The 14,882-nt window shown below is 56.7% G+C and carries 4 protein-coding genes; 2 read left to right on the top strand and 2 right to left on the bottom strand.

Annotated elements, in window-relative coordinates; genetic code table 11:
• Both ABL922_RS07775 and ABL922_RS07780 read right to left on the bottom strand, forming a co-directional pair.
• On the bottom strand, nucleotides 1-11,269 hold an 11,269-nt coding region (locus ABL922_RS07775), incomplete at its 3' end, for a hypothetical protein (protein ID WP_349023643.1).
• Between the two features lie 173 nt (nucleotides 11,270-11,442).
• Nucleotides 11,443-12,741, bottom strand: a complete 1,299-nt coding sequence (locus ABL922_RS07780) for a sugar MFS transporter (protein WP_349023644.1) — start codon at nucleotides 12,739-12,741, stop codon at nucleotides 11,443-11,445.
• 161 nt (nucleotides 12,742-12,902) lie between these two features.
• On the opposite strand from ABL922_RS07780, the gene ABL922_RS07785 reads away from it, so the two are divergent.
• The gene (locus ABL922_RS07785) at nucleotides 12,903-13,367 is read left to right on the top strand and encodes an NAD(P)H-dependent oxidoreductase subunit E (protein WP_349023645.1); all 465 of its coding nucleotides are present in this window, start codon (nucleotides 12,903-12,905) and stop codon (nucleotides 13,365-13,367) included.
• Nucleotides 13,364-14,875 (top strand): NADH-ubiquinone oxidoreductase-F iron-sulfur binding region domain-containing protein, encoded by a 1,512-nt coding sequence (locus tag ABL922_RS07790; RefSeq protein ID WP_349023646.1) that lies wholly within the window; start codon nucleotides 13,364-13,366, stop codon nucleotides 14,873-14,875. The genes ABL922_RS07785 and ABL922_RS07790 overlap by 4 nt, the downstream gene beginning before the upstream one ends.
• Nucleotides 14,876-14,882: the final 7 nt, after the last annotated feature.

Here is a 14,882-nt window from a genome sequence, read left to right on the forward strand (position 1 = left end):
AGGCAAGCGATTTGGGTACCCCGTCATTGACCGTCGCCGAGGTCAGGTTGCCGATGCCGTCATAGCTGTAACTGGTGGTGAAGTTGGTGTTGAAGTTGGCGAGGTTGAAGGTCGGGCCGTTGTTGTTCGACCATCCATAATGCTTGTCATAAGCGATGCTCGACTGAACGGCGCCATCGCGCCAGTCGTAGTAATAGCGCGTCATATGGTCGTCGATCGCGCTGCTCGAGCCGTTCTTCCACGTCTCGCCATGCGCCCACACCACGCTGCCCAGCGCATAGCCCGAGCCAGCTTGCGTGTAGAGATTGCCATCGGCGTCATAATCGTTGCGGGTCAGCGTGCGCCAGCTGTCATAGCCGGTCGCGGCGTAGCGCGCGCGCATCGTGGTCGCATCGTCGGTGAGCACCTGGCCCTTGGCGTTGTAACCGATCGACCGGCTGAAGGTGATGGTGGTCGCAGCCAAAGTATCGATCCCGCCATAATCCGATTGCTGGGTCATCCGGCCGAGCAGATCATAGCCAAAGGACGACCGCAAGGTGCCCCCGGTGGGGGCGGCGGGCAGCGCAGTGTCGGGAAGGTTATCACCATCCTGATCGAGCACTGTGCTGCCTTGCGATGTGTGCACCGTGGCAAGCCGCCCTGCGCCATCATAGCCATAGCTTTCGCGGCGCTCGCTGAAGGTGCCCGAGTTCCAGACCTCTTCATAATCGCCATTGGGATATTCAATTAGATGCCAGCGGCCCAGCTTGACGTTGGTCGAAAGCGCCGCAACGCGTTCGCCCGCGGCATTATATTGGATGTCCCGCCCATCGCCGAACCCGCGCGTGATGGCGCCGCCCGAGAGCACGCCCTTGTCGACGACCAGCCGGTTCGCGGCATCATAGCGGTACCAATAATCGCGGCTGCTCGCGGTGGCGGCGGCATTGCCATAGCCATCGAGCCCGCGCCAGCTCGCCTGCGTCCGCCTGATATTGCCCACCGCGTCATAGCTGTTGGTGGTTGAAGCGGCGGGGGTGGAGGCGCTGCCCGCCTCGGTCCATTGCGTCATGCGGTTGAGCGCATCATAGCTGGCGCTGGCATTTTTGACGACCGCGCCGTACGCCCCGGTCATATATTCGGTCAGCCGGTTGCCGTTCGCATCATAGCTGTAGCTTTCATAGCCTTGCGGGCCACTGGCGGTGGCGACCTGGCCAGTGTTGAACCAGCTGTAGCTTTGCACGGTGCCTGCGGTGTTGCGCGATACCACGCGCCCTGCCTGATCATAGCTGACCGTGGTCGTGCGCCAGCCGCTCATATCGCGTTTGCGCACTTCATGGCCAAAGCTGTCGGTATCGGTTTCGCTGGTCAGCCCATTGGCATAGCTGGTCGTCGCGCGCCAGCCGCCAAAGCTGCCAAGCCCGGAAGTGACGATCCCCGATTGCCAGCTATAGACGGTGCTGGTCACATCGCCGCCAGTCGCGCGGCTGACGGTGACGCGGCCAAGCGCGTCATAATCTGTCGTCGCGGCGTCGCCTGCGCCGTAGAGATTATTCCATGCCTTCAGCCGACGGCCGAGCCCGTCATAGCTGTAATATTCAACCAACTGCCCGGCGCTGCCCGCAGGCCGGGTGATCTGGGTGACGCGGCCCATCTTGTCAAAACTTTGCGCCGTGCTGCGCCCCAGCCCGTCGAGCATGACACGGGCGTCGCGATAGGCATCATAGCGGGTTTCCCAAGCGCTGGCATCGGCGCGGAATTCCTTGGTGACAAGCGCTTCGCTACCTTCATGTCCGGTGCCAGCGAGCAACAGGCGCGTGGTCAGATAATTGTTCGCATCGCGCGTAGCGATCAGGCGGCCGGATATGTCATAATGATAGGTTTCGGTGGGCCGGATGCTGCTCGTCACCCCGTTTTCGGAGGTGACATTGACATAGGGGCTCTGCTTTTGCGTGACGCGGCCCATATTGTTGTAGCTGTAATTGGTGGCGAAACCTCGCGCGTCGGTCTCGCTCGCCACTTCGCCAAAGGCATTGTAGGTCTGGCTGCGGGTAAGTGTCTGGGTGGTCCCCGCAACTTGCCGCCCGGGCTCATAGCTGGTGATGGCCTGCCCGCGCTTGTCATAGGCGACCACGGTGGCGTTGAAGACCGATTGGTTGAACCCTGCCAAACCGATGGAAACCGCTCCATAGCTGCTGTTTACCGAAGCAAGGGCATCGGTCTGGGTGTAATGGCCGATGCTATAGGGTCCGGCATTTACGAGCGTCAGCGTGACATTGCCGTTCGCGTCATGGACGAAGAATTTCCACACCCCGTCGCCAGAGTTGGTTTTGACCAGGCGACCCGCGGCGTCATATTCGAACCGCTCCTGCACCACCCCGCCGATGCTCTTGGTCGCGACCTCGCCATAGGCGTTGTAGCTGGTATCCTGTGACGGCATGTTGTGCCAGCCGCTATATCCAAGATAATCATGGTGGAGCGTTAAAGTCCGGCGACCCGCCAGATCGTAGAGGTAGCTGATGCTACTATTGAGACTTTCTCCGCTCGACCGGGCATGGTCGACATATTCGCGCTGCACATTGCCGCGAATGTCATATTGATAGATCCGTGTCTGGCCTGCCGCATCGGTCATGCTGCGCAACCGTCCGCCGGGGCCATATTGGTAGCGGGTGATGCGGTCATTTGCCGACGAATAACCGCCGGCATAATTATGGTTGATGTCGACGCCCTGCTCGGTCGTGCGAACCAGATTGCCCAAACCATCGTAGAAGAACCATGTGCGGTGGTGGACTGCCACGCCATTTTGATCGGAAATGCCAGGGTCACGCTGCCAGGTCAGGCGACCATGTGCATCATAAGCATAATCCGTGCGATCGCCATTGGCCTCGGTTTTTGCGGTAACCAGGCCGAGGCCATTATAGGCATATTGGATGGTGGAATCGTTGCCTGAACCGCCCAATGCTCCATTGCTGGAAATAGTGAACGAACCGACGCCAACCCGCGTTTCTGTCAGCCGTCGGCCATTTTTGTCGTAGGTGAAATTGGTGATCCGGTCAGCGCTGCTTGCCGGTGTCCATGCCACCATCGACGGAATGTCACTCAAATAGTGGACGCCAGTCCCGATCGGGCTGGCATAGCGCCGTTCTGCCGTGACATTGCCGTCCTCATCGCGGGTCCATAGCGACAGGAAATTGAGCGGATCGACCTTTGCAGTTGCCCGCCCGTTCCGGTCGTAGAAATGATAGGTCACATGGCCATTGGCATCGGTTTCCTGAACCAGATTACCGAACGCGTCATAGACATTTGCAAAAATGATCGTCTGATCCGCATTGCTCACATAAGCCGAATCATTCCAGCTGCCGGTGCGGACGCCTGCGATGCGACGCTCGATCTGGCGACCGTTGCGATCATAAACGAAGCTGGTTTCGCGATACTCGCCGCCGGGTGTTGCGGGCGGCGTGCCACCGGCCGCTGCCGGGAGCCCAACAAGCGTTCCCCAGCTCCGTTCGGTCAGGACATTGCCTTGGCCGTCATAGGTCCAGCTCTTATACTGGCCAACCGGACTGATTTCGGCAACTTTGCGGTTGTCGCGATCAAAGTATGAATAGGTTTTCGCCCCTGCCGGATCGGTTACCAGGATCAAATTACCCCGTTGATCATATTGGTAGGTTTCAATCGGTGTAGCCGACGTATCGCCGCCAGAGGGCGGATCATAAACCTGCACGGCATCGAGCGTCTTGGTCGTCAAACGGCCCAATTTATCGTAGGCATAATATTCGTTGCGCTGATGGGTATAACCGCCTGCATCGGCCTTGTGAATCAGGTTACCGGCAGCGTCATAGAAGAAATAACGAGTGATCGTGCTACCCAAAAGCCCACCGTCGGGAGAATAGACATTCGCTCCATGTTCAACTTCGGTCGCCACGCGCCCTAGGGCATCAAAAGTATAAGTTGTCACCCCTCCAAGCTTGTTCGTTACCTGGGTGCGGTTGCCAGCTGCATCATATTGATAGCTTTCCGTATATCCCTCCGCATCCGTCGTGCTGGCGAGCCGGTTGGCATTGTCGTAGGCGAAGGTGGTGACTGCTGCGGTCGAAGGCGGGTTGTCGATGTTGCCAAAATGAGCGTCCAGATCTGCCTTGGTGGTGCCGTTGCCCGCGCCATAGCTGGTCGCATAGACCACGGTTTTGACGATATTGTTCGCACCATCATATTTGAATCGCGTAACATAGCCTTCGCCGTCGATAGCATAAGCGCGACGACCATCGCCGTCATAATAAATGCGCGTTACGCGATCACGCGAATCTGCCTGCAAAAGCGACCGGACAGTCGCCTCGGACACCTCGGTTGATAGGCCGTCTAATGTCGCTTGCGCAATTCGGTTCGCCCACGCGCGCGTCCAGACAACGCGGCCCTCCGCATCATAACCTGTTTCCACGACTTCACCATGCGGCGAGAGCGAGAATATCTGCCTATTTTCCTTGTCATAAACAAAACGGGTTGCAAAGCCGCGCGGGTCGCCGATGGCAATGACATTGTCGTTGACATCATAAACATAGACGGTTGCCAAATTGAGGCCGAGAGGATCGACCCGTTCAATGTAAAGCCGACCCGTCGAGTCATATTCATAGTCTGTACGGCGTTCAGCAGTGGTGCTGACGCCTTCCGTCATGCGCGTGATCTTGCCGTCGGCACGATAAACATAGTCGGTGCGGATCGCCAGCCCGCCCGCATCCTGAACGACCTGGATCTTCTGACCTTTCAGGTCATAGACTATCAGGTCGATACGCTGCTGCGCGGTGCCGAGCGCCTGCGTAATCTGGATCTGCTGTCCCTTGGCATCATAGGCATAGGCGGTGGTGATGTTGAGCCCGCCTGCATCGCGTATTTCGGTCAGCACTCGACCTGCTGCATCATAGCTATACTGGGTCTTCACCCCGCGCCCGTCGATCACCTCGATCAACCGGTCGGCATTGTCGTAATTTTTAGTGGTCGTGCCCGCATCGTCAGTAACGGTCTTCAGATTGCCGTTTTTGTCATAGGTGTAACTGGTGGTCCGCCCCGCACCGTCGGTTATCTGGATCGTTTGCCCGTAAGCATTTTTCTTGACGGTCGAGACAATACCTTCGGCGGTGGTTGTGGTTATCGTTCGACTGTGCTGGTCATGAACGAAACTTGTGGATCGGCTGTTGCGGTCGATCTGGCTGCTGAGGTTTGAACGGGAATCGTAAGAGAAGTTTGCATGGTTATCCAATTGATCCCATCGCCGAATTAATCGGTTTGCACGATCATAACCATTTGTCCTGTGTCGCCAATCTGTGTTGTTGGTATACTCGACGGTCATGCGGCCGAAAGCGTCGTAATAATAGGTGTTTTGCACTGCGCCTGCGCCGGAGTTGTTCAGGAACCGTCGCTCATAGTAAACCAAGCCGCGACGGAAATAACTTGTCGAAATCGAATCCGTCTGGTCGCTTCCTTGCGGATAAGCGTATTGATTGATGACGTCGCCAAATGCGTTGTAATAATATGACTGATAGTCATTCAGGCCGCCGCCCGGTCGGGTGTGCACCCAAAGTTCGCCCCGATTGTTGTAGGCAAATTGATCTCTGCTATCGACAGCACTATTGGCAATCGCCGCCACGGCATTGCTAACCGTTGCTGTCACCAGCCCGCCGGTTAATGTGCCAAGCGTACCGGCCGCGATCCGTGTGCCATAGACGATGCTGTCGGTTCGATCCTCGAGCGTGTTATAGCGATACTCGGTCACCTCACCCAATGCGTTGATTTCATAACGCAATTGACCATCGCCATCGTAATAGTAGAGTGTGCGCTGATCGGCAGAATTGCCGCTGCCATCTGGCGTCAGCTTCTGGATTAGCCGATCTGCTGCGTCATAGACAAACCGCGTGCCATAAGTTCGGAAAATAAAGTCCTTTTGCGCTTCCGTGGGATTGAGCCCATAGAGCGCTTCCATGTGCATACTGCCCATTCCGCCGATCATGCCGATCAACCGCCCCTTGGCATCATAGCGGAAGCTCTGCGTTCGGGTGTCGCTTGAAACGGTCTCGCTGGTCGTCTCGGTCAGCTTGTTGCCCATGCTGTCATAGGTCCAGACGGTCGTCTCCGTCCCTCCGGTCAGCTGACGGACGCGGCTTATCAGCTGCCCGCGCACGTCATAGGCATAGTCCGTGACATCCTCTATATTACCACCAAGCAGCCATCCTTGCAGATTGGCGATCGTTCGTTGTGCAGGCGTGGTCGCGATGTAGCTGTTGATGTTGAGCCTTCGCCCACGGATTTCCTTCGCTACCTGTCCGCGCGCGGTATAGCTGAACTGCGTGACATTGCCTTCGCCATCAACCGTGGCCACCACATTTCCGCGGCCATCGTAAAGGGTATAGTTCCGTATGTCGCTGGCTGCGCTTTGCGTGATACTCGCCTTCAACTGCGCCCAGGTGCCGGGCAGCGCGTTGGTGAAGGCACCGCTGGGTTGGTAACTTGCCGAGGCGGCATTGGCATAACGCACGGTTTCGATTTGGCGCCCCGCCTTGTCATAAACATATTCGGTCACGAACATGTCTTCGTCGACGGTTGCGACCAGCAAACCGTCATTGTCGTAATAGTTGAACCTCGTCCGATCGACCGATGAATCCCATGGCGCCTGAACAAAGGCAGTGGGCGGACTAGCCATGAAGCTGGATAGGGTGGCAGCAGCGATCACATTCGCATAGTGGGTGGTTTTGATAAGACGGCCCGCGCCGTCGTACATGTAGGAAACCGAAGCCCCCGCCGCATCAATAGTCTGGATCAGGCGGCCTGCCTTGTCATAGATATTCCAGCTCCAGCGATCCGAAACGCTAGACGCAGGGCGAATGCCCGCAACCTCATTATTCGCAAGCGGGTTTTCGAGCGCGGCGATAATGCCCGCCGAAATCGCATTTTCATATTCAACCGTCGCGATCAGCCGGTCGGCTGCGTCATATTTATATTCGGTCAGCGATCCATCGCCATCAACCTCCGCCATCCTGCGCCCCGCGCGATCATAGAGATAATAGGTTTTGGTGCCAACCGCATCGATTTTGATCTTGAGGCGGCCGAGCGAGTCATATTTGAAGCTGGTTAGCGAACCAGGCGTACGGCTTATACTCGGCGCACCCGCTATTATCCCTTGCCCTGCAATCCATCCTTCCGGACGGTTCGGATAAAGATAGACGCCCCCCGATTCCTCGGTCTGAAATGTACGCACAATTTCGATACGGGTTTCTTGGGTCGCCGAGAGGCCGGTTATGTTCCACAGCCCGCCACCTTCTTGCGTCAAAGTGCCCGGTCCCGAAATGATGCGGGCGAAAGAAATCGCGCTGTTCAAATCGCCCCAGCCCGTCGAATAGCCATAAATGCCGAATGACGCGGACGTTCCGCCACCGACACCCTTAAGCGTCACAGCGGTTGTGAAACTGTCACCCGCCTTGGCATGGATGCCAGTGTAAACGCCCGACCACTGGCTGGTAGAATTGACAATATACTGGTTGGCTGCCGCACCACCACCAATCGTTCCAGCACCCGTTACGGTAACGCCCCCATTGCCCCAATTGTTGATATTGAAATCAGGCGCGGTGAACGACCCTCCGCCCGTCGTTGTGTCGTACCGGCTTTTGGTGAACGATTGCGCCCCGACAAGCACGCCCTGCCCTACGCCACCATAAGCGTAGAAATGGGGGTAGCCATATTGGGCTTCGGTAAAGGTGCGCGTCACTTCAATGCGGGTCGGCTCTGTGGTAGACAGGCCATTTATGGTGAAATAGCCGCCGCTCGATTGATCCTGAGTAATCGTTCCAGGCCCCGAAATGATCCGGGCGGACGAGAAGTTGACGCTGCTCCAGCCGCTGACATTGCCCCAAATGCCGAGCGCCGCCGAAGTGAGGCTGCCTTGGCCCTGTATCGAAACCGACCAAGTTTGCGTTTCACCAGGCTCCATCCAGACATTGGAATAGGAAACAGCGTACGTTTGCCCTGCGGCGGTGGTGTAAAGCGTAGCGGGCGCTCCATCGATTGTCCCGGCGGGCGAGCGCGCCGCATTACTTCCCCAGCTGTTGATATCGGGGTTGATGGCATTTTCCTGCACCACCCCACCTCGCGCCTCACTGCTCGCAACCAGCTCGCCGGCGCGGTTGTACACTGAAGTGGTAGTCAGTCCGTTCGCCAACGTGGTGACAGTGCGCGCCTGCGCGTCGATAAAGCTGGTCCATGTGCCGACGCCCTTGGCATCGGTATGGCGAATAGCGCGACCCATGCCGTCATAGGCGTAGGTTTCTGCAGCGCTGCCATCGTTCGCCAGTTTTGAAAGTAGATTACCGAACTGGTCGTAGACATAGGTGGTCTGCAACCCGGCCTCAACCAACGATCCGCCGGCAGTCAAACGGCGATAATTGGTCTCGGTGGATAGATTGCCGCGAAAATCATAGGCATAGTCAATCCATTCAGCCTGGCTCTTGTCTGCGCCCGCAGCCCAGCTTTCCAGTTCCGATAACGAATTTGTGCTGCTTGAATAGCTGTCGGCTGCATAGGTGATCGCGCTAACCATTTGCCCCGGCGCGTTGTAACGATATTCGGCAACCCTTCCTTCGGCACTGATTTTAAACCGCAAATGCCCTTCGCTGTCATAAACATAGCGCGCGGTCATTGCGCCAGTTGGCTGACCCGTGAAATAAACGCCATCGGCATCTGTGGCAGTGTAAGTCGTTGCCGACAGCTGCTCGTTTTTGGTGCCGTAAGTGTAGCGCGTCGTTTGACCTACCTGATCCACCTCTTCGACCAGGTTGCCATTGGTATCATATTTATACCAGCGTCTTTGGGTGATCTGTTCGCCAAGCGGGATTGCAAATCCGCCAGATGAGATGGTTCGCCCCGTCGCTTCACGGATTTCGGGCTTGTAAAACCAAGTCGAATAGCCTGAATTGACGTCGCCATAATAGTTGAAATATCGAACGCCAATGTTGTCGGCGCCGCCCGAAGCTGCCCAACGATAATTGTTATACAACGAATCCACCTTTTCACCGGTGGTGGTGTCAAATACGCCGCCCAACTGATCGGGTGGCGTCGCAGTTGAACCCTGCGGGAGTACAAAACCAACAACTTTGTACCAACGGTCCTGAACGAAACGGTTCCCTTGATTGCCTGGTGCTGGATAATAGAAGTAAGGATTTGTATCGAGCGCACCATTTGCGAGATTTTCAACCGGCAGGTCGCCCCACAGACCAAAATAGACATAATGTTTGTCAACGCTCGACAGTTTGAAATAGTAGGTGAATTCATATGCCTTGTTTCGGTCGATCGCGATTTGGGAGGAGTGGGTGCCGCCACCAGCTTGATCCGGACTGGTTTGCCCGGTCTGCATGGCAAAAACCGGCTGACCGTTCGGCCCTAATGTTGCTCCCCAGCGGGCCTCAGCAGAAAGCCAATTGGCCCAACCATTTACATTCGCAGCACCTCCCGCCAGATTGATCTCTCGCGCTTCAGGCTTGTAATAGTTGGTGTAAAAACCTTGAGTGCCTTCCTGATAATAGTTGAAGAAGCGAATTCCAGCATTTGAGCCGACCGGCTGAGAATCCGCCCAACGGTAAACATTTACATCAGCAACCCGCTCGCCCGAACCTACATCATAGATACCACCTAGGTCACTGTAGCCCGTTAAATTGCCAGCGGTTGACGGCAGGACATAACTTATAACCTTGTACCAACGACCAGCTTTGAAGGTCGAGTTGGCGTTTGGGAAAGTTGCCATGAAATAAGGATTACCATCGGGCGCCCCGGAAAATGCGCTCACTACTGGCGCACTGCCGTCTAGACCGAAATATATGGTGTGTTTGCCAGTTTCAGTCAGTTGGAAGTACGTGGTAAATTCGTAAGCCTTGTTCTTATCGACGACAAAACTATTGGTATAGTTGCCGCCTCCATCAGGAGCGTTGTCGTTTTGTCCTACTTGGATGACAGCTGTAGGTGTGCCATCCGGACCGATTGTTTTGGCCCAACGCGCTTCGTCTATGGTCCAGCCGGGGTTCTGCCAGTCTGTAACTGTTGCGGCACCGGTTGGCAAAGCATCGGGATTTGACGGCCAGTCAGCCAGATTGATCAAGTTTGAACCGCGCTGTTCGCCAGCCCAGCCTGTCTTGTCGAGCAAGTCGTTTGACCGGTACCCTTCAATGACTTCGATAACGTCACCATCGGCATTGTAGATAAACTCGGTGATTTTCGGATTGCCCCCAGCGGTTGCTTCTGGCTGACGCAAATAGGTCAGTTGTCCTGCGCTGTTATAATAAAGCGCGGTAGTATTTCCCAAATGGTCGGTGACGTTAGTGTATCCCGCACCATAGTTGAAACTCGTCGTCCGCGAGGTACTGGAATCCACCCATTCGGTGAAGGACGTAACGCGATTACTGCCATCATAGCTGAAATCGAGCCGCGATCCGTCGGTTTGTGTGATTGATGCAACCAGCTTTGACGTACCGTGATAGCTGTAACTTGTCTCGTAAACCCGCCCGTCGGTGATGCTGTTGTCTTCCGGGCTTAGATCAACCATGACCTTTATAAGGCGATTTGAACTATCGTAGCTGTAGCGCGTACGGGTAAGCGTCTTTGTCGTCCCTGTCTGAGTATCGGTATAAGTTGTCCGCAATTCGGTAAGGTTGTTTCCCAACCAAATCAGGTCCGTATAGTTTCCATCAGCTGTGGTGATGCGGTTGATCTTGTCGCTCAAATAGCTGTACGTTATGCTATTATAGTCGCGATCAAGCTTTTGGACGACGCGCTGACCGTTGCTGTCCGGAGCATAGACTTCGCGGACACCTGTGTCAGCGTCTTCCCAATTCCAAGCGCCGCTATAGGTGATCAGATTGTAGGCACCTGCATCCGTTTTTGCGACATAAGCATTTTTCGACACATTATATGTGTATCGTACAACACTCCCGTCCCAACCGATCCGGTCGATTGTTGCCCCTGCCGTATTTACCGCCCCAATCTGATTTGTAATCCGAGCACCCATTGACGCCCAGTTGTCGCCGTTGTCGTCAGTAAATTGACCAAGGCTGTTATAGGTGCGGTTGATTGCGCTGTCTGGTCCGCGTCCAATCAGGAATTCATCGTAGTTACCAATTATCAGGTTACCGTTGGCCGCGTTGACAGTTACGCGCTCACTCGCTCGCCCATGGCTTGCCACACCCACTTGTCCGCGCGCACCCAAAGCCGAACCTGAGCTGCGTTCCAGCCCAAGCCCGTTTCCTGTAAATATAGCTACCATCGATGATTGTCTTTCCAGCAGACAGAATTTGCCTTCTGAAAATTCAATCCGCCGAAAGCGCCGACAGTTTAGCTAATTTTCTGTTCTATCGGACCAGCCGAAAGCCAATTGTTCAATTATCCGGAACACATGAATCAGTGATGCGTTACAAACCCTGCGTTAAAGACCAGTTGTTATCCCTCAGCAGGCTTCCTTGCGAACAGGCCAAAGCCTGCGATGATGGCGTAGCACAAGGCCGGCAGGATCAGTGCAGTGGCGAGGCTGCCAGTTGCATCAGCGATAACACCGGTGATCAGCGGAATAACCGCACCGCCGAAGATAGCGATGTTGATGATGCCCGAGCCGTCCGCCGCACGCGCGCCCAGCTTCTCACACGCCAGCGTGAAAATGGTCGGGAACATGATCGAGTTCATCAGGCCGATGGCAAGCAGAGAATAACCCGAAACTGCGCCGGTTGTGCTCGTCGAGATCAGGATCAGCGTGATTGCGCCGGCTGACACTGCAGCCAGCACGAGACCGGGGCTGATGACGCGGAGGATCGCAGAGCCGATGAAGCGGCCAATCATCGCACCGCCCCAGTAGATGCCGATCAATTTGCCCGCTGCCTGTTCCTGCAAGCCCAGGACATGCGCCTGCATCAGATAGTTGACGATCAACGAGCCGATGGCGACTTCGGCACCGACATAGAGGAAGATGCACGCAGCGCCATAGCCAAAGCGCGGACGCTTGAGCAGTTGGAAGCCGCCCAGCAGGCTGCTCGGTTCATGCTTTTCGCCCTTCAGCTTATTGCGGAACATCCACACCACACCCGCCACGATGGCAAGCGCCACCGCCAGCCCCAGATAGCCATTCACAATCGCCTGCGTCTCCGCGGTGCGATAGGCATCGAGCTCAGCGCCCGACAGCCGGTCTGCGCTTACTGTGGCGAGGCTGCCGAGAATCAGGATTGCGCCGAAATAGGGGAAAACGGTAGTGCCAAGCGAGTTGAACGCCTGCGCAAAGGTCAGGCGGCTATGCGCGGTCTCTGCCTTGCCGAGCAGGCTTATCAGCGGGTTGGAAACGACCTGCACAATCACCACGCCGCTTGCGAGCACGAACAGCGCGAACAGGAACACGCCATATGTCGCGGTCTGGCTGGCCGGGATGAACAACAGACAGCCCGTCATCATCGTCAGCAGGCCCGCAACCGCGCCGCGCATATAGCCGATCCGCTTGACCAGCGCCGCGCCCGGCAGACCGATCACCAGATAGGCGGTGAAGAAGCAGAACTGCACCAGCATCGCCTGCGTGTAATTGAGCGTGAAGAGCTCTTTCAGCTTCGGGATGATCACATCGTTGAGCGAGGTGATACCACCGAAAATGAAAAACAGCGCCATCACGAACAGGCGCAGCTCGGGCGCATCGATGTGCTGACCCTCGCTCTCGGCTGGATTGCTGTCGCTGCTGCTCGCTGCTTGCGGCGCTAGTGCCATAGTCCCTCTCCACTATATATTTGTTCTATTTTGCATACCTATTGCGGTTCATGGTCCGCGTCACCGTGTTTTCGTATGCCCTACGCTTTTCGCATAACTTTGTGCGTTTGCGATTTGCGCTGGCCTATCAGGCCTGACGGTTTTATCGACCAATCAAACTCATGCCAGACACAGCCGCCTTGCCCTACCCGCACGAAATATGGCGCGAAATTTGTGCGCAGCATGGCAATCGTCCTGATGCGTTGATAGAGATCCTGCATGCGGTTCAGGCCGAGTGCGGATATTTGAGCGACGACGCGCTGAAGGGCGTCGCTCATGCCGTCAATATCTCGCGTGCCGAGATTTATGGCGTGGCCACATTCTACCACGATTTCCGCCGTGAACCTGTTTCAAATCACTGCATCAAGCTGTGCCGCGCGGAGGCTTGCCAAGCGGTGGGTTCGGAAGAACTGGCGCGACATGCCGAAGCGCGACTGGATGGGCACCCGTCAATCCGGCTGGAAGCTGTGTACTGCCTTGGCAATTGCGCGCTTGGCCCGGCGGCGCTGGTCGATGGAGAATTGAAAGCGCGGCTTACACCCGCAGCATTTGATGCAGCGGTCGAAGCGCTGGAGGCGAAGGCGTGAGCGCGTTTCGGATCTTCGTTCCTATCGATGCGGCGGCGCAATCGGTTGGGGCAAACGAAGTAGCAGCGGCGATCACCTATGAGGCTTCGCAGCGCAACGTTGAAATAGAGCTGGTCCGCAACGGCTCGCGCGGAATGCTATGGCTCGAGCCGCTGGTCGAGATTGAAACTGGCGGGGGACGGATCGCTTTCGGGCCAGTTACGGCAAATGACGTGGTTTCATTGTTCGATGCCGGTTTTCTTGAAGGGGGCGAACATCGCCTTGGCCACGGACCGACCGAAGCCATCCCCTATTTCGCCAATCAGGAACGGCTGAGCTTTGCCCGTTGCGGCCTCATCGATCCCCTCAGCCTTGCCGATTATGAAGCGCAAGGCGGGCTCGCTGGACTGCTTCGCGCGCTGGCGATGCAACCGCAAGAGGTTGTCGCCGAAATAACCGAATCCGGCTTGCGCGGGCGTGGCGGCGCGGGCTTTCCCACGGGCATCAAATGGAAGACCGCGCTCGAGCAGCAAGCCGAGCAGAAATATGTCTGTGCGAATGCCGATGAAGGCGACAGCGGAACCTTTGCCGACCGGATGCTGATGGAGGGCGATCCCTTTGCGCTGATCGAAGGCATGGCGATTGCCGGGCACGCCATCGGTGCAGACAAAGGCTATATCTACATCCGATCCGAATATCCACACGCCGTTGCAACGATGCGCCGCGCCGTCGATATTTGGCACGCAGCCGGGCTTTCCGATTTCCGCATCGAAATCCGCATGGGCGGCGGGGCCTATATTTGCGGCGAGGAATCCTCGATGCTCGAAAGCCTGGAAGGCAAGCGTGGACAAGTGCGCGCCAAGCCACCCATCCCGGCCATATCGGGACTGTTCGGCAAGCCAACGGTTGTGAACAATGTGCTGACGCTGGCGGCGGTGGGCGACATATTGGCGAAAGGTGCCGCGCATTACCGCGACTTCGGCATGGGGCGGTCACGCGGAACGCAGGCATTCCAGCTCGCAGGTGATGTGGCGCGCGGCGGATTGGTAGAAAAGACCTTTGGCGTCACTTTGCGCGAGCTGATCGAGGATTTTGGCGGCGGCACCCGTTCGGGGAGACCCTTGCGCGCGGTGCAGGCGGGCGGACCGCTGGGGGCCTATATTCCCGCTTCCGGGCTTGATATCGAAATGGATTATGAGGCACTGACCGCCGCAGGTGCGATGCTAGGCCATGGCGGCCTTGTGCTGTTCAACGATAGTGTCGACATGGCGAAGCAGGCGCGCTTTGCCTTTGAATTTTGCGCTATCGAATCCTGCGGCAAATGCACGCCCTGCCGCATCGGCGCGGTGCGCGGCAAGGAAGTGATGGACAAGGTGATCGCCGGCGAAGATCGCGAGAGCAATCTGGCGCTGGTTGAGGATTTGTGCGAGATCATGACCGATGGCTCGCTCTGCGCGATGGGCGGGCTGACCCCGATGCCGGTGTTGAGCGCGCTGCGGCATTTCCCCGAAGATTTCGGGCGGGAATAGAGGAGAC

This window comes from Sphingorhabdus sp. (genome assembly GCF_040079335.1).
Taxonomy (GTDB): domain Bacteria; phylum Pseudomonadota; class Alphaproteobacteria; order Sphingomonadales; family Sphingomonadaceae; genus Sphingorhabdus_B.